Annotated in this window: 25 protein-coding genes and 1 riboswitch; of the genes, 11 read left to right on the top strand and 14 right to left on the bottom strand. The window is 67.3% G+C overall.

Annotation, left to right across the window (positions count from 1 at the left end):
* Nucleotide 1 precedes the first annotated feature (1 nt).
* A complete protein-coding gene (locus ACTHQS_RS11740) occupies nt 2-352 on the bottom strand; it encodes a metalloregulator ArsR/SmtB family transcription factor (RefSeq protein ID WP_440169102.1) in 351 nt (116 codons plus the stop codon).
* Between the two features lie 144 nt (nt 353-496).
* Between ACTHQS_RS11740 and map the strand changes: the two genes are divergently transcribed.
* On the top strand, nt 497-1,270 hold the full coding sequence (map, locus tag ACTHQS_RS11735) for a type I methionyl aminopeptidase (protein ID WP_440168935.1): 774 nt from the start codon (nt 497-499) through the stop codon (nt 1,268-1,270).
* Nucleotides 1,271-1,332: 62 nt separating this feature from the next.
* Here map and ACTHQS_RS11730 read toward each other — a convergent pair whose 3' ends face one another.
* Together ACTHQS_RS11730 and ACTHQS_RS11725 are read right to left on the bottom strand one after the other, a co-directional pair.
* Nucleotides 1,333-2,232 (bottom strand): SGNH/GDSL hydrolase family protein, encoded by a 900-nt coding sequence (locus tag ACTHQS_RS11730; protein ID WP_440168933.1) that lies wholly within the window; start codon nt 2,230-2,232, stop codon nt 1,333-1,335.
* 216 nt (nt 2,233-2,448) lie between these two features.
* Nucleotides 2,449-2,967: an N-acetyltransferase family protein gene (locus ACTHQS_RS11725; protein ID WP_440168931.1), complete on the bottom strand. Its 519-nt coding sequence runs from the start codon at nt 2,965-2,967 to the stop codon at nt 2,449-2,451.
* 143 nt (nt 2,968-3,110) lie between these two features.
* Between ACTHQS_RS11725 and ACTHQS_RS11720 the strand changes: the two genes are divergently transcribed.
* Nucleotides 3,111-3,521, top strand: a complete 411-nt coding sequence (locus ACTHQS_RS11720; protein ID WP_440168929.1) for a hypothetical protein — start codon at nt 3,111-3,113, stop codon at nt 3,519-3,521.
* Here ACTHQS_RS11720 and ACTHQS_RS11715 read toward each other — a convergent pair.
* Nucleotides 3,490-5,466: an amino acid transporter gene (locus ACTHQS_RS11715; protein ID WP_440168927.1), complete on the bottom strand. Its 1,977-nt coding sequence runs from the start codon at nt 5,464-5,466 to the stop codon at nt 3,490-3,492. The two genes, ACTHQS_RS11720 and ACTHQS_RS11715, sit on opposite strands and share 32 nt — an antisense overlap.
* Before the next feature lie 144 nt (nt 5,467-5,610).
* Here ACTHQS_RS11715 and ACTHQS_RS11710 point away from each other — a divergent pair, with 144 nt between their 5' ends.
* A complete protein-coding gene (locus tag ACTHQS_RS11710; RefSeq protein WP_440168925.1) occupies nt 5,611-6,057 on the top strand; it encodes an SRPBCC family protein in 447 nt (148 codons plus the stop codon).
* A gap of 18 nt (nt 6,058-6,075) precedes the next feature.
* On the opposite strand, the gene ACTHQS_RS11705 is transcribed toward ACTHQS_RS11710, so the two are convergent.
* Both ACTHQS_RS11705 and ACTHQS_RS11700 read right to left on the bottom strand, forming a co-directional pair.
* Nucleotides 6,076-6,759, bottom strand: coding sequence for a response regulator (locus ACTHQS_RS11705; RefSeq protein WP_440168923.1), 684 nt, complete (start codon nt 6,757-6,759; stop codon nt 6,076-6,078).
* Nucleotides 6,756-9,332 carry a DUF4118 domain-containing protein gene (locus ACTHQS_RS11700; RefSeq protein WP_440168921.1) on the bottom strand — a complete coding sequence of 859 codons (2,577 nt, stop codon included), beginning with the start codon at nt 9,330-9,332 and terminating at the stop codon, nt 6,756-6,758. Before ACTHQS_RS11700 ends, ACTHQS_RS11705 begins: the two co-directional genes overlap by 4 nt.
* Nucleotides 9,333-9,520: 188 nt before the next feature.
* On the opposite strand from ACTHQS_RS11700, the gene ACTHQS_RS11695 reads away from it, so the two are divergent.
* The 3 genes from ACTHQS_RS11695 (at nt 9,521) to ACTHQS_RS11685 (ending at nt 13,175) form a co-directional block, all read left to right on the top strand.
* Nucleotides 9,521-10,267, top strand: coding sequence for an ABC transporter permease (locus tag ACTHQS_RS11695; RefSeq protein WP_440168919.1), 747 nt, complete (start codon nt 9,521-9,523; stop codon nt 10,265-10,267).
* Between the two features lie 151 nt (nt 10,268-10,418).
* Nucleotides 10,419-11,717 (top strand): TrkH family potassium uptake protein, encoded by a 1,299-nt coding sequence (locus ACTHQS_RS11690; protein ID WP_440168916.1) that lies wholly within the window; start codon nt 10,419-10,421, stop codon nt 11,715-11,717.
* A 135-nt stretch (nt 11,718-11,852) separates the two neighbouring features.
* A complete protein-coding gene (locus ACTHQS_RS11685; protein WP_440168914.1) occupies nt 11,853-13,175 on the top strand; it encodes an alpha/beta fold hydrolase in 1,323 nt (440 codons plus the stop codon).
* Here ACTHQS_RS11685 and ACTHQS_RS11680 read toward each other — a convergent pair.
* Complete coding sequence (locus ACTHQS_RS11680; RefSeq protein WP_440168911.1) at nt 13,162-13,707, bottom strand: YceI family protein; 546 nt, start codon at nt 13,705-13,707, stop codon at nt 13,162-13,164. The two genes, ACTHQS_RS11685 and ACTHQS_RS11680, sit on opposite strands and share 14 nt — an antisense overlap.
* Nucleotides 13,708-13,852: 145 nt before the next feature.
* Here ACTHQS_RS11680 and ACTHQS_RS11675 point away from each other — a divergent pair, with 145 nt between their 5' ends.
* Together ACTHQS_RS11675 and ACTHQS_RS11670 are read left to right on the top strand one after the other, a co-directional pair.
* Complete coding sequence (locus ACTHQS_RS11675) at nt 13,853-14,281, top strand: hypothetical protein (protein WP_440168908.1); 429 nt, start codon at nt 13,853-13,855, stop codon at nt 14,279-14,281.
* 42 nt (nt 14,282-14,323) lie between these two features.
* Complete coding sequence (locus ACTHQS_RS11670; RefSeq protein WP_440168904.1) at nt 14,324-15,058, top strand: CDP-alcohol phosphatidyltransferase family protein; 735 nt, start codon at nt 14,324-14,326, stop codon at nt 15,056-15,058.
* Nucleotides 15,059-15,080: 22 nt separating this feature from the next.
* On the opposite strand, the gene crcB is transcribed toward ACTHQS_RS11670, so the two are convergent.
* From crcB to ACTHQS_RS11640, 6 genes are all read right to left on the bottom strand, one after another.
* Nucleotides 15,081-15,458: a fluoride efflux transporter CrcB gene (gene crcB, locus ACTHQS_RS11665; protein ID WP_440168902.1), complete on the bottom strand. Its 378-nt coding sequence runs from the start codon at nt 15,456-15,458 to the stop codon at nt 15,081-15,083.
* Nucleotides 15,455-15,994, bottom strand: coding sequence for a fluoride efflux transporter FluC (locus tag ACTHQS_RS11660; protein ID WP_440168899.1), 540 nt, complete (start codon nt 15,992-15,994; stop codon nt 15,455-15,457). Before ACTHQS_RS11660 ends, crcB begins: the two co-directional genes overlap by 4 nt.
* Nucleotides 15,994-16,542, bottom strand: a complete 549-nt coding sequence (locus ACTHQS_RS11655; RefSeq protein ID WP_440168897.1) for a universal stress protein — start codon at nt 16,540-16,542, stop codon at nt 15,994-15,996. The genes ACTHQS_RS11660 and ACTHQS_RS11655 overlap by 1 nt, the downstream gene beginning before the upstream one ends.
* 70 nt (nt 16,543-16,612) lie before the next feature.
* Nucleotides 16,613-16,699, bottom strand: a riboswitch (Fluoride riboswitch).
* A gap of 77 nt (nt 16,700-16,776) precedes the next feature.
* Complete coding sequence (locus ACTHQS_RS11650) at nt 16,777-17,616, bottom strand: alpha/beta fold hydrolase (protein WP_440168894.1); 840 nt, start codon at nt 17,614-17,616, stop codon at nt 16,777-16,779.
* A gap of 49 nt (nt 17,617-17,665) precedes the next feature.
* Nucleotides 17,666-18,340: a haloacid dehalogenase type II gene (locus ACTHQS_RS11645; RefSeq protein ID WP_440168891.1), complete on the bottom strand. Its 675-nt coding sequence runs from the start codon at nt 18,338-18,340 to the stop codon at nt 17,666-17,668.
* A gap of 36 nt (nt 18,341-18,376) precedes the next feature.
* Nucleotides 18,377-18,985, bottom strand: coding sequence for a flavodoxin family protein (locus tag ACTHQS_RS11640; RefSeq protein WP_440168889.1), 609 nt, complete (start codon nt 18,983-18,985; stop codon nt 18,377-18,379).
* Between the two features lie 163 nt (nt 18,986-19,148).
* Here ACTHQS_RS11640 and ACTHQS_RS11635 point away from each other — a divergent pair, with 163 nt between their 5' ends.
* The 3 genes from ACTHQS_RS11635 to ACTHQS_RS11625 all read left to right on the top strand — a co-directional run bounded on the left by ACTHQS_RS11635 (nt 19,149) and on the right by ACTHQS_RS11625 (nt 20,698).
* Nucleotides 19,149-19,520, top strand: coding sequence for a hypothetical protein (locus ACTHQS_RS11635; RefSeq protein WP_440168887.1), 372 nt, complete (start codon nt 19,149-19,151; stop codon nt 19,518-19,520).
* A 52-nt stretch (nt 19,521-19,572) separates the two neighbouring features.
* The gene (locus tag ACTHQS_RS11630) at nt 19,573-19,980 is read left to right on the top strand and encodes a four-helix bundle copper-binding protein (protein WP_440168885.1); all 408 of its coding nucleotides are present in this window, start codon (nt 19,573-19,575) and stop codon (nt 19,978-19,980) included.
* A 166-nt stretch (nt 19,981-20,146) separates the two neighbouring features.
* On the top strand, nt 20,147-20,698 hold the full coding sequence (locus ACTHQS_RS11625; protein WP_440168883.1) for a DUF305 domain-containing protein: 552 nt from the start codon (nt 20,147-20,149) through the stop codon (nt 20,696-20,698).
* On the opposite strand, the gene ACTHQS_RS11620 is transcribed toward ACTHQS_RS11625, so the two are convergent.
* Nucleotides 20,695-21,279 (bottom strand): TetR/AcrR family transcriptional regulator, encoded by a 585-nt coding sequence (locus ACTHQS_RS11620; protein ID WP_440168880.1) that lies wholly within the window; start codon nt 21,277-21,279, stop codon nt 20,695-20,697. The two genes, ACTHQS_RS11625 and ACTHQS_RS11620, sit on opposite strands and share 4 nt — an antisense overlap.
* Nucleotides 21,280-21,306: the final 27 nt, after the last annotated feature.

Raw genomic sequence — 21,306 nt, 5'->3', positions numbered from 1 at the left:
CTCACAGGGCGTGCCCGCCGATCAGTGCGGCCAGGTTCTGCAGGGCCTCCGTGCGGGCGCGGTAGTAGACCCAGACGCCGCGCTTCTCCCGGTCCAGCAGGCCAGCCTCATGCAGGATCTTCAGATGGTGGCTGATGGTGGGCTGGGACAGGTCGAAGGCATCGTTGAGGTCGCAGACGCAGGCCTCGCCGCCCTCATGCGAGGCGACCATGGACATCAGCCGCAGCCGGACGGGATCGGCCAGCGCCTTCAGCAGGGGAGCGACCGCCTCCGCTTCGGGCTCGGACAACGGCTCCCGGGCCAGGGGTGAGCAGCACGCCACCGCTTCCACGGGGTTCAGCTTAAGAGACATAGACACACATAAATATTTACACTCATCTATGTCTTTGGCAATCCCCACATTTTCCGCTGATTATGGCCGTTCCCTTGCCTCGCCCGGAGAGAGGACAAATAGGATGGCCCGTAGATTGACCGGCCGGAGACGAAGGGCGCCCCCATGATCGAGATCCTGAACCCTGCTGAAGTGGCCCGTGCCCGGGAAACCGGTGCCCTGGTGGCGGACATTTTGCAGGCCATGAAGAGCCGCGCCACCGTGGGCACCAACCTCCTGGACATCGACCAGTGGACCAAGGAGATGATCACCGAAGCCGGCGCCGAGTCCTGCTACGTGGACTACGCCCCGTCGTTTGGCCGCGGCCCGTTCGGCCACTACATCTGCACCGGCGTCAACGACGCCGTGCTGCACGGACTTCCCCACAACTACGACCTGGCCGACGGCGACCTGCTGACCCTGGACCTCGCCGTCGTCAGGAACGGGATGGCCTCGGACGCCGCCATCAGCTTCATCGTGGGCCAATCGCGGCCGGCGGAGAGCCTGGCCATGATCGAAACCACCGAGCGGGCACTGGCCGCCGGGATCGCCGCCGCCGGGCCGGCCGCCAAGATCGGAGACATTTCCTACGCCATCGGCCGCGTCCTCACAGACGCGGGCTACCCCATCAACACGCAGTTCGGCGGCCACGGCATCGGCTCCACCATGCACCAGGACCCGCACGTCCCCAACACCGGCCGGCCCGGCCGCGGCTTCAAGCTCCGGCCCGGCCTGCTGCTGGCACTGGAGCCGTGGGTCATGGCGGACACGGCGGAACTGGTGACGGACGACGACGGGTGGACGCTGAGGAGCGCCACCGGCTGCCGGACGGCCCACACGGAGCACACCATCGCGATCACGGAGGACGGCGCGGAGATCCTGACCCTGCCCTCGCAGTAGTCGCTATTCGGTCCCAACCACGCTGCTGCGGCGCTCCAGGGTGTCCCTGCCGATGGGACGGATCAGCCCTTCGCGAGCTGGGCAGGTTTGATCGCGCTGACCATAGCGGGGTAGTAGCCCTCTGAGTATCCCTCAGCGGTCGGGTGGAAGTTGAACTGCGTGTACGGGCCGAGGTTAATCCACGAGTCGGAGGAACCGATTTCGTGGCCAGCGAATTTGGGGGTGACATCCACGAACTGCGCGCCGGCGCTCCGTGCCTTGCTCGCGAGGACTGCGTTGAGCTGGTCGGTGCCCTTGTCGAAGACCGCTGCGGCCGCTGCGGACATCACGCCGCCACCGGAGATGACTGTCGTGGATTCCCCGGCCGTCGCAAAGAGTCGGGGGTACCCGAGCCAGACGATCTTGGCATTTCCCGCGTACCCGCGGATTGTTCCGACCGTCGCGGCAACACTGAGCCTGTTCGCGAGGTCAACTCCATATGCTGTGGCCGCCTGGCACCCGGTGGCCTCCGGGGACATGTCTGCGGCACAGGCTCCGATGATCTGGCCGAAGTTGACGTCATTTCCGCCGGCTGTGAGGGTCACCAGACCTGTGGTGCTGTTGAGCGCACCATCAAGGGACGCCTTGGCCGCCTGCTGGGCGATGGTGGGAATACCCGAGTTTGAATCTCCGACAGTCGCGCCCGCGCACGCATAGTCGCCGGCGAGGGCCACCGATTGCAGCTGGTCGAACATCGCCGCGTCGGCAGGGCCGCCTTGCATGCACGCCGGGCTGTTGTACTCCGGATTGACGGCGGCGGTTGGCGCCAACGAGCCCCAGCCGCTTGAGTAGGAGTCCCCGAGATTGACGTACTTTACGGGGTCCTGCGCGGCGAAGGCCGGAGTGGATGCCCCGGAGAAGATGAGGGCTGTGACGGCGGCGAAAGCGGCCGCACTGCGGCGGTAGGGTGCGGGGAACTGCATGATGTGCTCCGAACTGTTCTCGAGTAAGCGTGTCCCATGACGGTAGGGCCAGGGCCGGACGCCCAAACAGGGCCCTTGGACTTTGACAACGCGTCGACCGAGCGAAAGTGGCCTGATCAACACGCTCCATTGGACTACCTGTGCACGCTAAATGCCGGCAGCTGAAGGAAATGGGATTGACGGCGTCGCAACCTGGTCCTGCCCTCGCGGTAGTCGCTATTCGGTCCCAACCAGGCTGCTGCGGCGCTCCAGGAGCAGCGTGTCCTGCCAGTGCCCGGCTTTGGGTCCGTGGCTGATCCGGGCTATCCGCTCGCGGGTTCCCACCACCCGGAAGCCCAGCTTCTGGTGCAGCGCCAGGCTGGCGGTGTTCTCCGGAAAGATGCTGGACTGGATGGTCCAGATGCCCGCCTTTTCGGTGGAGGCAATCAAGGCGGCCAGGAGCAGCCGGCCCACGCCCCGGCCCTGGGCCTGCGGGGCAACGTAAATGGAGTGCTCCACCAGGCCCCGGTACACCTCCCGCGAGGAAGCCCGGGATACTGCGGCCCAGCCCAGAACCCGCCCCGCATCATCGGCGACCATCCGGTGCTCGGGCAGCCGCACGCCGTCGAACGCTTCCCAGGTGGGCGGCTCGCTCTCGAAGGTCGCTTCCCCTGTGGCGATGCCGGCGGCATAAATTGCGTGGACGGCGTCCCAGTCCTCGGGGCACATGGGGCGGATGGTTACAGGGCTAAGCATGGGTCCCATTATGGGCGTTGACCTGCGGAGCCTTCGCACGGCGGCCCGTAAATAATGCGTCAAAAAACGGCCGCCCACGCCCCGGACGGGCACCTCCGGACCTTTCATTAAGGCAGGGAAAGTGTGAGGAATCAGGAGTGCAGATGCGTTGGGATGAGGAGCCCGCGGACCGCGGCAGGGTCAAGTTCTCGGCAGCCGCCGACGCCGTGGAGGGCTACGGCGGACGGGGACTGAACGGCCGCGCCCTTCATCCCACTGCCGGCTATCTTTTCCAGGACCAGGACGGCACCCCATGGTGGGTTATCTTCCAGCCCTGGCCGTCAGCCGGTCCGCACGCCCACAAGGTGCCCGGCGACATCCTGGCCTGCAACGATTCCTACGGCGACGCGGTGCACGTCGTGGTGCTGGCCGCCGGCGTGTGGGAGGACGACGCCGAGGCCGCCTTCCGCGCGAACACCCCTTCCAGCCTGGCTGACGCCGCCCGGGTTGCGGCCGCGGTGGCGCACATCAGCCAGCCGCACATCAGCCAACGTGGACCCAGGGCCGCTGGGTGACGTCCGGGACGGCCTCACGCAGCACCTCGCGGGTTACCGGCGCGATCTCGCCCTCGCCCAGGAACAGGAACCGGACCAGGTTGGTGATGGGGTTCCCCTCCGTCCAGCGGAAGTAGATGTGCGGCATGAGGCCCGTGACGTCCCTGATGTGCAGCAGCACGGACGCGATGGTGTTGGGAACCACCGGGCCGTGGACCTCCAGCACGTGGTACCCGTGCCGGTTGATGCCGCGGACGTGCAGTTCGGTTTCGAAGTCAGAGGAGTCGTCCACAATGACCTCAAGGAACAGGGCCTCTCCTGCCAGCGGAAGGTGGCTGACCTCGATGGCTGACTCGAGCTTGTCCCGGTAGGCCTCCGGTGACATCCGCAGCGGCTCATGCGCGATGATCGCGATGGGCCCGTCGAGGGTGCTGGACATGAACTCCAGGGCCTGCTGGTCCAGGTGCACCCGGGTGGCGTGCAGTTCGAAGGAGCGGCGGACCCGGGACAGCAGCGAGATGACGATGATGCCGAGGATGAAGATGGCGGCGATCCGGATGCCCTCGGGCCGTTCAAAGATGTTGGCCACCGTGGTGTACGCGAACACCACGGAAATGGCACCGAAGCCCACGGTGAGGTTCCGCTGCCTGCGCCGGCGGGCCGAGAGGGTCACGGCCACCGCGGCGGAGGTCATCAGCACCAGGACGCCGGTGGCGTACGCGCCGCCCTGCGCATCGACGTCGGCATTGAAGATGAAGGTGATCAGGAAGCCGATCAGCGTAAAGACGAGCACCAGGGGACGGACTGCCTTGGCCCAGGCCGGGGCCATGCCGTAACGCGGCAGGTAGCGGGGCACCAGGTTCAGCAGCCCAGCCATCGCGGACGCCCCGGCGAACCAGAGGATGGCGATGGTGCTGATGTCGTACACGCTGCCGAAACCCACTCCCAGGTATTCGTGCGCCAGGTAGGCCAGGGCCCGGCCGTTCGCCTGGCCGTCCGGCTGGAATTCCTGCTCAGGGATGAGCACCACGGTGATGAAGCTCGAGGTCAGCAGGAAGGCGCTCATGATCACCGCGGAGGTGGTGAGCATGCGCCGGGCTCCGCGGATACGCCCGGCAGGGTTTTCTTCCGTGTCATTGTCCGCCCCGCGCACCTGCGGCATGACCGCGACGCCGGTTTCGAAGCCGGACAGGCCCAGCGCCAGCTTGGGGAACACCAGCAGGGCAATGGCCACCGCCATCAGCGGATTGCCGTGCGAGACCCACAGGTTGCTCCACCAGTCGCCCATGGCCACCGGGTGCGAGATGACCTGGCCCAGGGTCACCACCACCACGATGGCGTTCAGGCCCAGGTACAGGACCACCAGGACCACGGCGACGCCGATGGCTTCCTTGAAACCCCGCAGGAACACGGCGGCCAGCAAGGCGAGCAGGACCAGGGTGATGGGAATGTTCTGGCCCTGCAGCCACCCTGGAGCCACCGGGTTGTGGATCAGGTGCGCGGTGGCGTCGGCGGCCGAGAGGGTCATGGTGATCATGAAATCCGTGGCGGCGAAACCGAGAAGGACCAGGACCAGGAGCTTGCCGCCCCAGCGGGGCAGCAGCCGTTCCAGCATGGCGATGGAGCCTTCACCGCGGGGGCTTTCACCGGCCACCCTCCGGTACACCGGCAGGGCGCCGAGCAGGGTCACGGCCACGAGCACCAGGGTGGCCAGCGGTGAGATGACGCCGGCGGCCAGGGCAGCGATGGCCGGCTGGTAGCCCAGCGTTGAGAAGTAGTCCACACCGGTCAGGCACATGACCTGCCACCAGGCATGCTTCTTCTCGTGCTGCGTGGGCACGCCGCCGGGGCCCGGGTGGGCACCCTTGCTGTCCTGCAGCCCGAACAGCAGCCAGTCCCTCAGCGCCTTCCTGCCGTGGGCATGGAGCGCGGAAGGATCCGCCGGGGGCCTGCTCAACGTGGTCATCTCTGCCTTTCCGCGCTGCCCTTTGCACCGCGACCACTGCGAAGCTAGCACCGCCTAAAACGGCTGACCTGCGTAAAGGGCCTTTATTGATGATTCCTTTACGCGGGAATTTACGGCAGGGCTCCCCGCGCCTAGCATCGAGGCATGTCGGCAACGGTCAACGGTTCCATCAGCATCGGGCGCCCCGTGGAGGAGGTCTTCGATTTTGTGGCGGACCAACGCAATGAACCCACTTACAACCCGAGGATGCGAAGCGTCGAGAAGACCACGCCGGGTCCCATCGGCGCCGGCACCCTGTGGCAGGTGGAAACAACCTCCGGGCGGCGGACTATGTCCTTCGAACTGGAGGTCACCGAGTACGCGCGGCCACGCCGCCTGGGGTCCAGGACCCGCATGGCCACGGCAGAGATTACTGGAGCCCTCACTTTCACTCCCGAAACTAACGGGACACGGATGAGCTGGCACTGGGAGTTCAAGCCCAAGGGCTTGATGAAGCTCGCCACCCCGCTCTTTGCTGCCGTGGGGCGAAGGCAGGAGCGGCGCATCTGGTCCAGCCTCAAGGCCCACCTCGAAGCAGCCAACAAACCGTAATTTGCCGGCCCCCGGCGATCAGGGTTCGAAGCGGTAGCCCATCCCGGCCTCCGTGAGCAGGTGCCGGGGCCGGGCCGGGTCCGCCTCCAGCTTGCGGCGCAGCTGGCCCATGTAGACGCGCAGGTAATGGGTCTCGTTGTCATAGCCCGGGCCCCAGATCTTCGCCAGCATCTGCTGCTGGGTGATCAGCCGGCCGGGGTTGCGCACCAGCAGTTCCAGGATGGCCCACTCACGCGGGGTGAGCCGGACCGGTTCCCCTTCCCGGGTCACCTTCCGGTTGGCCAGGTCCACCTCAAAGTCCCCCACGTCGACGGCGGGCGGGGCCTCGGCAACCTCGGGCGTACCGCTCCGGCGGCCGGCGACGCGCAGCCTGGCCAGGAGTTCGTCCAGCCCGAACGGCTTGGTCACGTAGTCATCCGCGCCGGCATCCAGGGCCCGGACCTTGTCCACAGAACCGTGCCGTGCGGACAGCACGATGATGGGCATGCTGCTGGTGCGGCGGACCCGGGTGATCACATCCACGCCATTGATGTCCGGCAGGCCCAGGTCCAGCACCATCACATCCGGGTGGCCGCCTTCCGCGTGCCTCAGCGCGGCCGCCCCGTCCAGTGCCGTGAGCACCTGGTACCCCTCCGCCTGCAGGTTCACCTGGAGGGCGCGCAGCAGCTGCGGTTCATCGTCAACGATCAGCACAGTCCTCATCGGGTTTTGGTGCCTGCTTCCCGGCGGGGGTTGGGGCTGTAGTGCCCGGTGGACAGCGGCAGCCGGACCACCATGGTCAGCCCTCCGCCGGGTGTCGGTTCGGCCAGGAGCTGGCCGCCCATCGCCTCGGTAAAGCCCTTCGCCACGGCCAGGCCCAGCCCGATGCCCAGCCCCTCCGGCGCATCGTCAAGCCGCTGGAACGGCCGGAACATCTCCACCACCGCGGCAGCGGGCACACCCTGCCCGTGATCGACGATGCGCAGCTCACCAAAGGGCGTGCCGCCGTCGTCCGCTGCGTTGGCCGCGCCCCAAACGCCCACGATCACCACGTCCGAACCGGGCGCGTACTTGAGCGCGTTTTCCACAATGTTGGCGATCACCCGCTCCAGCATGCCCAGGTCCGCGTCCACTGCGGGCATGTTGGCGGCGAGGTCGATCCTGATGCGCTCCGTGGGGATGCCGCGCAGGGCGTCCTCGACGGCATCGCGCCACGTGACCGGGGCGGTGTGCGGGGCGGCCGACCCGCTGGAGATGCGGGACATGTCCAGGAGGTTGGAGATGAGGGCGTCCAGGCGCTCGGAGTAGGAGTCAATGGTGGCGAGCATTTCTTCCTGCACCTCCGCCGGAAGCCTGCTGTTCTGGCGGCGCAGCGCGGTGACCGCCAGCTTGATCCCGGCCAGCGGGGTCCGGAGGTCGTGGCTGACGGCGTTGAGGATCGCGGTGCGGACGCTGTTGCCCTCCGCCAGTTTCGTGGCGCTCTTCAGGGTGCGCTGCAGGGCGTGGTGCTGCCGGAGCAGCAGGAGGTGGGCGCCGTGGGCGGCCAGGAGGAGCCGGTCCCCCGCCGTCAGGGTTCGGCCGGACAGGACCAGGGCGGTCCGCGGGTCGGCCAGTTCCACATTGTCCGTCATGGCCGTTGCCGCTTCCGGGGACGGTGGCGGCGCGTCCCCGGAAAAGGCCTGCAGTTCCCAGGCGTTCTGCCTGTCCCCGGCGCGGGTGAAGAGGCCGGCGGCCCGGACCTGGAAGGTTTCGCGGGCCGTGTCCAGGAAGCCGCCAACGGTATCGTCCGCGAGGAGCGCGTCCCTGGCGAGATCGGCGAGGGTGGTGGCCTCGGCACGGGCGCGGACGGCTTCCCGCGCCCGGCGTTCGGACAGGCCCACCACCAGTGAAACGGCCACCGCGGCCCCGAGGAAGACCAGCAGGGCAAAGACGTTCTGCGGGTCGCTGATGTTGAACGTGCCCACAGGGTCCGTTTCGAAGTAGTTCAGCAGCAGCGATGCCAGGACGGCTGCGAGCACGGCCGGCCAGAGCCCGCCGATGAACGCCACGGCCATCACCCCGGTCAGGTGCACCAGGGCGTGGGTGGCAAGGTTCAGGTCGCGGCTGAAGGACAGGACGGTGGAGGCAAGGACGGGAAGGAGCACCGCGAGGATGTAGCCCACCGTGGTGCGTGCCCGGCTGAGGGCGGAGGGGGTGTGCCGCGGAAGTCTCCGGGCTGATGGCAGGTGGGAGACCAGATGCACGTCGATGTCGCCCGATTCCCGCACCACCCTTGACGCCACGCCCCTGCCCAGGACGCGGCCCCAGAGCCCTCCCGGCGACGCCCCGAGGACAATCTGGGTGGCGTTGGCACTCCGGGCAAACTCCAGCAGGGACTGCGCCGGGTCATCCCCGGACAGGGTGTGGCAGCTGCCACCGAGGTCCGTGATGAGCTGCCGCTGCGCCTCGACCGCCTGTTCGGACGCCTCCCGCCGGGCGGTGGTGCCGCGCACGTGGACCGCCAGGAGTTCACTGCCGTTGACCCTGGACAGGATCCGGGCCGCCCTCCGGATGAGCACGTCGTCCTCCGCGGAGCCGGCAAGCCCCACCACCACCCGTTCGCGGGTGGGCCACGCGGCGGTGATGCCCTGGCTCTCCCGGTACGCCGCCAGGCCTTCCTCCACCCGGTCCGCGAGCCAGATCAGGGCGATCCCGCGCAGGGCCAAGAGGGTGCCCGGCCGGTACTCGTTGGCCAGGGCGGCGTCGATCCGGTCCGCCGGGAAGACCCTGCCGTCGGCCACCCGCTGGCGCAGGAGGGCCGGGGAGATGTCCACGAGCTCGATGTGGTCCGCCCGCCGCACGATCTCGTCCGGGACGGTGATATGCGGCAGCTCATCGGTAATCGCTGCGACCACGTCCTTGAGGGACGCCAGCTGCTGCACGCAGAGGGTGGACAGCACATCAATTCCCGCCGCCAGCAGCTCCTCAATGTCCTGCCATCGCCGCTGGTTCCTGCTGCCCGGGCCGTTGACCTGCGCGTATTCATCCACGACGGCCACGTCCGGTGTCCGTTCCAGCACGGCCTCCACGTCCAGCCCGGGCACTTCCGCTCCCCCGGCGCCTCCCGGAAGGCGCGGCGCAACGGCGTCGAGCCCTGCAAGGAGCTGCCGCGTCTCGTGCCGGCCGTGGTCCGCGGCGATGCCGACCACGGCGTCCCTGCCTTCGGCCACCAGCCGGTGCGCTTCCCGCAGCGCGGCGTACGTGCTGCCCGCGCCGGGCGCCGCACCCAGAAAGAGCCGAAGGGTTCCCCGTGCCATATCCCCAGTCTTATCCCGTCCGGCCACCGGAACCAACTCACAGCCTCCGGCGGCCGTGAGAGCCAGGTGGGAGCGAGCGGGCGTGGCCGGAAGACCCGCCAAAGGTGAGCGGGCGTGGCAGGAAGACCCACCAAAGGTGAGCGGGCGTGGAGGAAGGCACGACGGCGGGCGCTCAGTAAGCTGGCAGGATGTCCGTGATTGCCGCCCTGCTGCCCACAGTGGTGGCTGTTGCCATCCTGGCGGCACTCACGGTGGGCATCCTGTGGGGCGCGCGGACGCCGTCGTACCTCTCCCCTGCCCTGGCCATCCTCCGCGGTGCGGCGCAGCTGGTGGCCATCAGCCTGGTGCTGGGCGGCGTCATCACCAGCCCACTGTGGGTGGGCGCGGCCCTGCTGGTCATGTTCAGCGTGGCGGCCGTGACAGCCACCCGGCGGCTCACCTGGTCCTGGCGGCGCTTTGCCGTGGTGGCTGCAACGATGGCCGCCGGCATCCTGGTGACGCTCTCCGTCGTGTTCGGAACGGGCGCCATCGAGTTCGCGCCCCGGTACGTACTGGCGGTGGGCGGAATCGTGATCGGCAACTCCATGACCATCGCAACGCTGGCCGGCCGCCGTTTCTTCGAGGCGGTGGTGGAGCAATGGGACCAGGTGGAGGGCTGGCTGGCGCTGGGGGCCACGGCGCGCCAGGCCACGTTGGTCCAGGCCCGGCAGGCCGTGCATTCGGCGTTGATTCCCTCCACGGACCAGACCAAGACCACGGGCCTGGTCACCCTGCCGGGCGCGTTCGTGGGCGCCATCTTCGGCGGCGCCTCGCCCCTGGAGGCAGGCCGGTTCCAGGTGGTGGTGCTCGCCTCCATCATGGCCGCGGGGTCCGTCACCGCCGTCGCGCTGATCCGCTCGCTGGGGAACGTGTTGGTGCGGCCCGAACCGCTGTAAGCCCGCCTGCCGCTGCACTACGCTGAGGCCTGTGGAACAAGCGTCCAGAGTGGCCCGACGAAAAACCCGTGCCGACAAACTCCCCGATCTCCCCGGACGACCCGGCGGGGGCAGCGACCTCAGCCGCATACTGCTGCATCCCGTCCGGTTGGTGCCTTTTGCCTTTCTGGTCGTGATAATCGTGGGCGCCTGGCTGCTGATGCTTCCGGCTGCGCACAGGAACGCCGAGCCGGAACCCCTCCTAACTGCCCTATTCACCTCGGTTTCCGCGGTCTGCGTGACCGGCTTGGCCACAGTGGACACCGCCACGTTCTGGACACCGTTCGGCCAGGCCGTGATCCTGGGCCTCATCCAGGTGGGCGGATTTGGGATCATGACCCTCGCAACCCTGCTGGCGCTCCTGGTGCGGAAGACCATCGGCCTCCGCGGGCAGCTGATCGCACAGTCCGAGACCCACACCCTGAACTTCGGTGACGTCCGCTCGGTGCTCTTCGGCGTGGCCCGGATCATGGTCCTGTTGGAGGCCGGCACCGCGGCGATCCTCACCGTCCGCTTCTGGGTCAGTTACGACCACAATCCCCTGACCGCCCTGTGGCACGGTGTCTTCCACGCGGTCTCGGCGTTCAACAACGCCGGTTTCGCGCTGTACAGCGACAACCTGATCAGCGTCGCGGGCGACCCCTGGATCATCGTGCCCATCTGTGCGGCCATCGTTGCCGGCGGGCTCGGGTTCCCGGTGCTCATCTCCCTCCTCAGGGGTGGCGTCAGGATGAAGGACTGGACCGTGCACATGCGCCTGACCATTTACGGAAGCGTGTTTCTCCTGGCCGTTGGCGCGGTCCTGTTCGGCGCCTTCGAGTGGAACGGGGAGCAGACCCTGGGTCCCATGCCGGTGGGCGGGAAGATCCTTGCCAGCCTCGCGGGCACCGTCTTCCCCCGTACCGCGGGTTTCAACAGCATCGACTACGGAGCCGCAGAACCCGAGACGCTGCTGGTTACCGACATCCTGATGTTCATCGGCGGCGGCAGCGCCGGAACCGCCGGCGGCATCAAGATCACCACCTTCCTGGTCCTGTTCTTTGCCATCTGGAACGAAGTCCGTGGCCGGGACCACGTGACCATCGCCCACCGCTCCATCAGTTCATCGTCGCAGCGGCAGGCCCTCTCCGTGGCCCTCCTCGGCGTGGCGGCGGTCATGGCAGGCACCCTGCTCCTGCTGATGTTCACCGATGAGCCCCTCGACAAGGTGCTCTTCGAGAGCGTCTCCGCTTTTGCCACCGTCGGCCTCAGCACGGGCATCACTCCCCATCTCCCCCCTGACGCCCAATGGGTCCTGATGGCTCTGATGTTTACCGGGCGCATCGGAACCATCACGGTGGCTTCCGCCCTCGCACTCTCCTCGCGTCCCCGCCTCTATCAACTGCCGGAAGAACGTCCGGTCATCGGCTAGGCGGGCCGCAGCGGCGCAGCCGTTTTTGGTGCAGGACCTTCAGCACTAGCCGGGAACGTGGCCCGGGGGGATGCTCGGACCAGTCCTCCGGGTTTTGAAACGGCCCCAACGCCCCCGTCCCTTCAGGCGGCGCCCATGAACTCCCACCGGATCCTTCCGCGTCAACAGAATTCCGTCAGGCAACGGGAGGAGCAGCCGTCACGCCGCGGTGTTGCGTGGAAGACCGCCCTGGCGCTCGCGGCCGCCGTCGTGCTTCTCCTGCCCGTGGCGCTGCTTCCGCTTGCTACCGGGGTGCCGGTCGTTGCCTGGCTGCCGCTCCTCCTGCTGGGATTGGCGGGCATGGTCTGGTTGGTGGTCCGGCGCCGGAAGCCGCTGGGCCGGCTGGCAGGCCTTGGCGCTGTTGCCCTTGCCGCGGCGGCGGCCGTCATCGCGTCCCAAACGCTCGCCGGCACACCGCCGATCACAGACTCACACGGTGATCCGCTGCCGGGCAGCATCGCGGGCGCAGAGAAGGTGCAGCTGAACGGCAGCGAGCAGTGGATCCTGGTGCGCGGGCAGAACACCTCCAACCCGGTATTGCTGAACCTCGGGATGGGCGGCCCCGGCGGTGGCGGTTTCTTCAACGCCCAGGAGTTGCGCGCTTTGGAGGACCAGTTCACGGTGGTCAGCTGGGACGAGCCGGGCACCGGGAAATCCTACGGGGCTGCGCCCATCAGCGACCTCAACAAGGAACGGTACGTCAATGATGCGGTAGCCCTCACCAATCTGCTGCGGGAGCGCTTCGACCAGCAGAAAATCTTCATTTACGGCGTCTCATGGTCCAGCATCGTCGGGATCTGGCTGGTCCAGGAACACCCGGAGCTCTACCACGCCTTCGTGAGTACCGGCCAGATGGTGAACACGACGCAGAACGACCGCATGGGCTACCAACTGGCGCTGCAACACCTTGACGACCAGGGCGACACGGGCCGGGCCGAAGAGCTCCGGCGGAACGGCCCTCCACCCTACCGCGGTGACAACGTGGCGTCCCCTTACATCGCCTACCTGGACGTTCTGAACGAGATGATGGGGTCGCTCCGCTTCTCGGTGGCCGTACCCCTCATCCCGTTCTTCGTCCCCGAGTACGGCTACCTGGACAAGATCAACCACACGCGTGGAGTCACTGAGTCGTTCAATGCCGTCTACCCGCAGCTGGAGAACCTGGACTTCCGGCAGCAGGCCCTGGAGCTGGACGTTCCTGTCTACTTCTTTGTGGGCCGGCACGACATCAATGCCATGGCCTCACTTGTGGAGGATTACTACAACGCGCTCTCGGCGCCGGGGAAGCAGCTGATTTTGCTGGAGGGCGGGCATGGGCTGGGAAGCGCTGAGAACCAGGACGTGTTCTACGACGCCATGCGCAAACAGGTCCGGCCGCTGGCTGGCCAGCCCGTGCCAGCCTCCCCTAGCCCTGCTTGACCAGGGCTGCCTCCAGGCTGATCTTCACCTTGTCGCTGACCAGCAGGCCGCCGGCCTCCAGCGCCGCGTTCCAGGTGAGCCCGAATTCCTTCCGGCTGATCTCGGCCTCGGCGGAAAAGCCGGCACGCGTGGCGCCGAACGGGTCCACGGCAACACCCGTGAACTCAACTTCCAGCTCGATGGGCCGGGTGACGCCCTTGATGGTGAGGTCCCCAGTCAACGTGTATTCCTCGCCGTCGCCCTCGATGTGCGTGCCGCGGAAGGTCATCTCGGGGAACTTCTCGACGTCGAAGAAGTCCTCGCCGCGAACGTGGGCGTCCCGGTTGGCGTCGCCGGAGTTGAAGCTGGCGGTGGATACCGTGGCGTGCACCGACGAGTCCGCCAGGGACTGGCCCACCCGCGCCTCGGCCTGGGCTTCGGTGAAGCGGCCCCGGACCTTGCTGATCCCGGCATGGCGGACGCTGAAGCCGATCTCGCTGTGGGACATGTCCAGGGTCCAGGTTCCCGGCGTGAGTTCCTTGGGAAGGGTCATGGTCATTCTCCTTACTCGTAGGGTCGCAGGCTCAGCCGCCCGCTACAGGCGCAAGGCTGCGGATGCCCCTAAATATTCCCCCTGGAACCCACCTGGAGAACAGGGCCGTATGAACCGGAAAGGAACTTCCGGCGTATACATAAGCGTGGCTCTACGACTATTGACCGCCCTGGCACTGTTCATCGACGCCGGCGTCCACCTGTTCCTGGCCCCGGGCTACCAGAACGCGCAGCCGGGCACTGTCAGCCAGGGCACCCTGTTCCTGCTCGAAGCCGCCGCCGCGCTGGTGGCCGGCATCTACGTCCTGGTCCGCGGCAGCAGGGCTGCCTATGCCGTGGCCCTGGTGGTGGCCCTCAGCGCCTTCGCCGCCGTCGTGCTTTACAGGTATGTGGACATCCCGGCCATTGGACCCATCCCTGCCATGTACGACCCCGTCTGGTTCTTCTCGAAAACCCTCAGCGCTGTGGCCGAGGGAGCCGGGGCCGTGCTGGCGCTCGCCGGCCTGGTGCGTGCCGGCCGCAGGAGAACGTACGACGACGGCGCCAGGCTTCCGGCCCGGCGTCACCTGCCGTGACCATCACCCCGGCCGTTGTTAGCATGCGAAGGGAGGTGGCACATGGGCGCAGCTGAACGGGCGGTGCCGGACGCGTACGGCGCCGTTTCCGCCTACGTGGTGTCGGCCCTCTGGCTGACGTCCCTGTCCCCCTCCGCGCCGGTTCTTCAACTGGCAGGCCTCTGCGCCGGCACCCTCGTGGCCATGGCCGCCGCCGGCTCCGTCCTGCGGCGGATCCCCCGGTTCTCAACACCTGCCGACCGGGTGACCCTGCTGCGCGCCATCCTCGTGGCCCTGTGTGCGGTGCTGGCGGTTCCGCAACTGTTCACGGGCCGCCGCACGGACCTGCTCCTGCCCGTCCTGGGCGGCGCGGCGTTCCTCCTGGACGGGCTGGACGGCGTGGTGGCGCGGCGCACCGGAAGCTCGTCGGCGGCCGGGGCACGGTTCGATTCGGCCACCGACGCCGCCCTGGTGCTGGTGCTGTCCGTCGCGGCCGCTCCCGTGGCGGGCCCCTGGACGCTGGGCATCGGATCCCTGTACTACGCCTTCGTGGCCGCAGGTATCTTCCGGCCGCACCTTCGCGTGGCGCTGCCGCCCAGGGTGTCACGCAAGGCCATCGGGGCGTTCCAGCCATTCGCGCTGCTGGCCGCGCTCCTCCCCGCCGTCCCGGCGGTTGCCGCCGCTTCCCTGCCGGCACTGGCCCTTGCCTTGCTCACGGTGTCCTTTACGCGGGATGTGGTCCAACTGGAGCACCTGCACCGCGCCCGGCACCAGGACGTGGCGGCCCAGGTGGCCTAGGAAATCCCTGGGCCGGCCGGGCCTACAGCAGGGATGCGAGGGCCAGGCCACCGGCGGCGGCACCCAGCGCGGCCACTGCGGTGCCGACGGCGTTGAGGACAGCCAGGCCCGTGCGGCGGGACTGGACCAGGCGGACCGTTTCGAAGCTTGCGGTGCTGAAGGTGGTGTAGCCGCCAAGGAACCCTGTGCCGGCGATGGCCTGCAGCTCGGGTGGTGCCGCATGCACGATGACGGCGCCGGCCACCAGGCCCAGCAGGAACGATCCCGTGACGTTGATGGCAATGGTGCCTACGGGCAGCGCTGTACGGATTTTGGCACGTACCAGGCCGTCGACGATGAAGCGCGTGGCGGCTCCGAGCCCGCCGGCGAGCCCCAGCAGGACGATGGTCAGGGGGCTCACGGTTTTCCCTCCTTCTGCGGGCCGGGCTGCGGGCCGGGCTTCCCCGGCCGGGAGCTGGTGCGGGCATGGTGGCCCGCCGCCAGCCGGATGCCTGCCACGGTTGCTGCAGCGCCGGCCACCACGGAGGCTGCCACATAGATGAAGGCGTCGGCGCTGCGGCCGGCATTGAACAGGGTGGTGGCTTCCACGGCCAGGGTGCTGTAGGTGGTGAAGGCGCCCAGGAAACCGGTGCCCACCAGCAGCCGGACCAGTCGCCTCCGTCCCGTGTCAGGACCCCGGCGGACCAGGGCTTCAAGCAGGGCGCCGAGCAGGAACGCCCCCGTCAGGTTGATCACCAGGGTGGGTACCGGCCAGCCGCCCGGTGCGGGCAGGATGCTGCCCAGCCCGTAGCGGGCCAGGGCGCCGAAGGTGCCGCCGGCGATGACCACCAGCACGAACCCGGGGTGCAGGTGGACCGGGCGGGGGACGCGCGCCTCCCCCAGCGTTCCCTGGTCCGTGTCATCGGGTGCTTCAGTCCCGGGGACCGGTTGCTCCATCAGTGTCCCGCCTTCGGCTGGTGCCGGGGGTGCGGGGCCAGCGGGACAACCAGGACGGGCCGGTGCTGGCGGTGGGTGAGGTGGACTGCTACAGATCCCACGAGCAGTTCCTCCAGCCTGGCCCCGAGTCCGCGTTCCCGTGTGCCCACCACAATGACGGACGCGTCAGTGGTTTCCGCCAGGCGTCCCAGCGCCCTGGCCGGGTCTCCGGCCAGGGTCACGAAGGACCAGTCGATGTTGGTCCCGTCCAACGCTTCACGGAGGTGTGCGGCCAGGGAGGCGTTGATCCCTTCGATGTCATCATCGATCCCGTCCGGATCGATGGGGCGGGCCTCCACCCGGCCGTCCGGCTCTTCGGCGAGGTAGGTGGTGACGTCCACGTACGCACAGACCAGCTTCACGCCCAGGCTGTAGGCAAGCTCCGCTGCACGGTGGGCGACGGCCAGCGGCTGGCCGGGCACCACTCCCATGAGCACCGGCCCGCTGATTTTCCGCGGGGCATACGGAACGCTGCCGGCGGAGGGGTTTGGTTTCTGGGGCTCAGTCATGTGCTCTCCTGTTGGGCGCGGGCAGGAAGACTGGGCCGGGTGCGGGCACGGGTCACCTGCCTTCTCATCAGCAAAGGCAGGAACCATCAGCCAGGCGGCGGTTCGAAGACCACGCACCTGCGCAGGCCTTCCGGCGGGATCCATCACCGTGAACAGAGACTACAGGTTTTCCCGCGGCGTCCGCCACCACGGCGGCGGGCAGGAGCTATTCCCCCGAGCCTTTGGAACCCGGCTTTAGTCGCTTCTTCCAGGCCGATCGCCGGCCAGGTGCTCCAGGATGGCCGTGGCGACGTCGTCCGGTGAATCTTCGGTGGGGATGTGCTTGCCGTCCACCTCCACCAGATCGGCATTCGGGATCTCTTCCACGTAGCGGCGGGCGAAGGCGATCTTCTGGAAATCGTCGTCCCGGCCCCACACCAGGCGGGTGGGGATGGCTGCTTCCTTGAGGGCCGGCACCAGGTCCAGGGTGTACCGGGGATCAGCAGCCGCTGCCATGGCCATCCATGAACGCGCCCGGGCCGGGGACTGCCACGGCGAGAGGTACTCCGCGAGTTCCTCCTCGCTCAAGGTCCGGATGGCACAGGCCTGCGTGGATTTGCGCCGGGCACCGAGGAGATCCTCCTCGCTGGTGTTGTCCCGCACCTTGGGGTCCCGGAAACGCTCGACGGCGGGCACCGGCCAGGAGTCGAACATGACGGCATTCATCAACACCATCTTCCGCACCCTCCCGCTGGTGGCGGCGAGCTGTTGGGCCACGCCGCCACCGATGTCATGCGCCGCCAGATCAAACTTGTCCACGCCCAGGGCATCCGCAGCCTTGAGCACAACCTGCGCCAGGGCAGGGACGGAGGCCTGCCCAACGTCCAGCTCTCCCCCGCTTCGGCCGAAGCCCGGAAAGTCCAGGGCATAGCAGCGGTGGTATTCGCCCAGTGCCGGCAGGATGGGCTGCCACACCCGGCTCCAGAACGTGCCGTGGAGCAGGATCAGCGGCGGGGCGGCTTCATCCCCCGCCACAAGGTAGGACAGCGGGACACCGTCCACCTCAAGAGTGCGGCGTTCGACGGACTGGGCCATCAGTGGTCTCCGTTTCATCTTCGGGGGGCGTTCCGGTAGCCCGTTTCGCTTATACGGCGAGGACCGCCGGCAGTCCGGTCAGGGCCGGGATGACGATGTCCGGCGCCTGGAAGTAGGAGGGGTAGCGGGCGCCGGTGCGGTTGATCCACGCGGTCCGCAGCCCGGCTTTGGCTGCCCCATGGATGTCCCATGGGTGCACGGCCACCAGCAGCATCCCGGAAGGATCTACTCCCGCCGACGCAGCCGCATACTCATACGCGGCCTTGGCCGGCTTCCAGGCAGGGGCGTCCTCCACGGACAGGAGCAGCTCGAATTTGTCCCGAATGCCGGCGGCAACCAGGAGCCTGTCCGTGTTGGCCGACGCGCCGTTGGTCAGGGTAACCAGCCGGTGCCCGGCTGCGGCCAGGGCGCTGACGCCACCAGGGACGTCGGGGTGAAGGGAAAGGTTCTGCATGGCCGTCATGATCCGTTCGACGGCGGCGTCCAGGTCCCCGGAGATCCCTTCGGCTGCCAGCAGGGTGCGGAGGGCTTCGGCGCCGATGGCCGCGAACGCTTTGTTGTCACCGCTGGCCGTAAGGGCGAACCCGTCCCGCAGCAGGGTGGCGAACCAGAGCTTTGCCAGCTCCCGCGGCGCCCCGGTCTGCGCGAATGCTTCGGCGAGCGGGGCCATGTCTGACAGGGTCTCGTTGACGTCGAAAACAATGACCAGCGGTTGGGTGGGCATGGGCTTCCTTCCTGTTCCGGAGGCGGACTTGGTGCGCTACTTCGCGGGGTATTGGCTGGAGCGCAGCAGCCGTGCCAGGTGCACGGCATTGCGGGCCAGCCCTGCGTTGGTGGAGGCCACCGGATCCGGCACCTGGTCAAGGTCCTTGAAGTCCACGGTCTGCATGGCCTCGCCCACCCAGTAGGTGCCGCCCTGCGCCGGAAGGCTGAAACCGACGTCGTTCAGGCCCTGCATCATGTCAGCGATCGTCTTGTGCGCCCCGTCCTCGTTGCCCACCACGGCCACCGTGGCCACTTTTCCATACATGACGGGCCGGCCGTCGTCGTCCGTTTCGGACAAATCGGCGTCCAGGCGCTCCATGACCTGCTGGGCAACGCTGCAGGGGTGGCCCATCCAGATGGGGGTGGACAGGATCAGGATGTCCGCCGCCAGGATCCGCTCGCGTATGGTTGGCCACTGGTCGCCGTTGCCCATGTCCACCTGCACGCCGCGCTTAACGTCATAGTCCACGATCCGTAGGGAATCCGTGGTGACGCCCTGGCCTTCCAACTCGTCCAGGATCTGCTGGGCCATCAGCTCGCTGCTGGAGGGCTCCGGGGAGGGGGTCAGGGTGCAAATGAGGGCAAGAGCGGACAGTTCGGACATCGGCGGAAGCTCCCTTGATTTTCTCGGCGAAAATAGTCAGTCTACTTAGTAGTAGATCACAGAGGGTGCTGGCTGCACTACGGAAACTGCGGTGCCGCGAACCGCGCGCTCGAGGAAGGAGACTGCGACGAGGCCTGGGACGATTGATGGAAATGTCGTTCGCGTGCCTGCAGCACCGCGGGCCGTTTTGACTTGGTTTCTCCTGGCCGTCCTGCTGGTGGCCGCAGCCTCCTACTCGCAGGGCAGCAGGTACACCCTGGTGGCAGGGCAGGACTCGGTCCAGGCCGCGGCCCACTCCTCAGCCCAGACCGCAGCAGCCGCCCACCCACAGGATGATTCGCAGCAGCATCATGCCTGCTGCCAGCGCTACCCGGCGTCGCGCAGCGAACCGGCGCCGCTGAAGACGGCAGTGCCGGACCCGCCGGCTGTGGCGCTCCCCGCGGGTACGCATCCCCTCCTTGCCAGCGGGCCTCCGGACACCCAACCCAGGCGCCAAGCCCTCAGACTGGACCAACTCTCCATCAGCCGGACGTAAAGGGATCTTTTTCCCAAGCAATGACCATTACGACCGGAAATGAGAGACAACAATGACCCACATCCAGTCCATGCTGGACACCTACCCCAAAGACCTCGGCAACCTGGACAAGGGCAAGCTCGCCGAATGCATCAAGGCCTGCTTCGAATGTGCCCAGACCTGCACAGCCTGCGCCGACGCCTGCCTCGGTGAGGACATGGTGGCGGAACTGACGAAGTGCATCCGCACAAACCTGGACTGTGCTGACATCTGCGCAGCCACCGGCAATATCCTCTCCCGCCACACCGGCTACGACGCCAACATCACCAGGGCCATGCTCGAAGCCTGCCGGGCCGCATGCAAGGCCTGCGGTGACGAATGCAGTGAGCACTCTTCCATGCATGAACACTGCCGCGTCTGCGCCGAGTCCTGCCGCCGGTGTGAGCAGGCCTGCTCCGACCTCCTCGCATCCCTGGGCTGAGGCGCTCCGGCAGCGACCCCGCAACGCTGGAACCAGCCCAGCGCGGAGCCCGCTGACAGCGCGGCTCCGCGCTGGGGTTTCCGCGCGTGCTGGAAAAGCGCGCTGATGGAACGGTTCTGCCAATCATTCATTAAGGACCGTTCCTAAGTCTTGAAAGGAAGTTCACGTGAGTTCAGAAAATTATCCAAACCGGAAGAATCACACGCATCAACACCAGCATGAAGCCCAGGACGGAACCGGCCATCAGCGGGACGGGGCCAACGGCGGCCACGGGTCATCCCGGATGTACTGGAAATTTGCCATCATCCTGCTGGTGAGCGTCGCCCTGATGTGGGTGCTGTCCATGTCGATGGTCCGCTCGATCGACCACTTCTATTTCAACCTGAGCAACTTTTGGATGGCATTGCTGATGGTGTCGGCCATGGCGATGGTCATGCTGGTGGGCATGTGGTCGATGTTCAAGAACCGGAAGGCGAACATCGCCATGCTTGCCGGCTTTGCGGTGCTGTTCGTGGCGGTGTTCGCCCTGGGAAGGACGGAGACGTTCGTGGGGAATGAGCAGTTCCTGAAATCCATGATCCCGCATCACTCCCGCGCGCTCCTTGTCTGCCAGGAGTCGAATATCACCGACCCGGAGATCGTCAAGCTGTGCGATTCGATTGTGAAGTCCCAACAGGAGGAGATTACCCAGATGAAGGCCATTCTCGACCGCTACTAGCCCGGCTGGCGGCACGCTTTTGCTGCTAAGTGAGCCAATCGGCGGCCGACGTCGATTGGCGCATTGGGGTAGCCGCGCAGGAAAGCAGTCAGGGTTCCGCTGTAGGCCAGGAGTACCTCGTCGGCCAGCTCTTGAGCCCGCGGGCCGGCGAGGGGGCGTGAGAAATGCAGGAGCCGGGTGGCGAGCAGGTCGGTATCCGCGGCGAGGACGGCGCTGATCTCTTCTGCGGCTGCGGGAAGCTCGGTGGCGGCAGCAAGGAAGGCGCACCAGCGTGAAGGGTGGCCCTTGTCGCGCCGGTAGGAGGCAAGGGCGTCAAACACTGCCAATAGCCGCGCCATATCGTTATCGGCCGCCACGATGTGCTGGTCCCAGACTCCCTGCCAGTCCGCCAGCCTGACTCTCAAGGCTTCAGCGATCAGTGCATCCTTGCTGCCGAAATGCGTGTACAGGGTGGCGGCAGAGACCTCCGCCTGCTGCAGCAGTGCATCGACGGGAGTAGCCCGGATGCCCTGGTCGAACAGAACTTGATCGGCCGCCTTGAGCAAGCGTGCGCGGGCTGGAAGTCGCGGGCCTGTGGTCACAACACCACTGTAACTGCCCCTATTTCA

This window comes from Arthrobacter sp. SAFR-044, from assembly GCF_051965175.1.
Taxonomy (GTDB): Bacteria; Actinomycetota; Actinomycetes; order Actinomycetales; family Micrococcaceae; genus Arthrobacter.
Note: the sequence above shows the minus strand (reverse complement) of the source record. Positions and strands in the feature narration are given on the sequence as shown.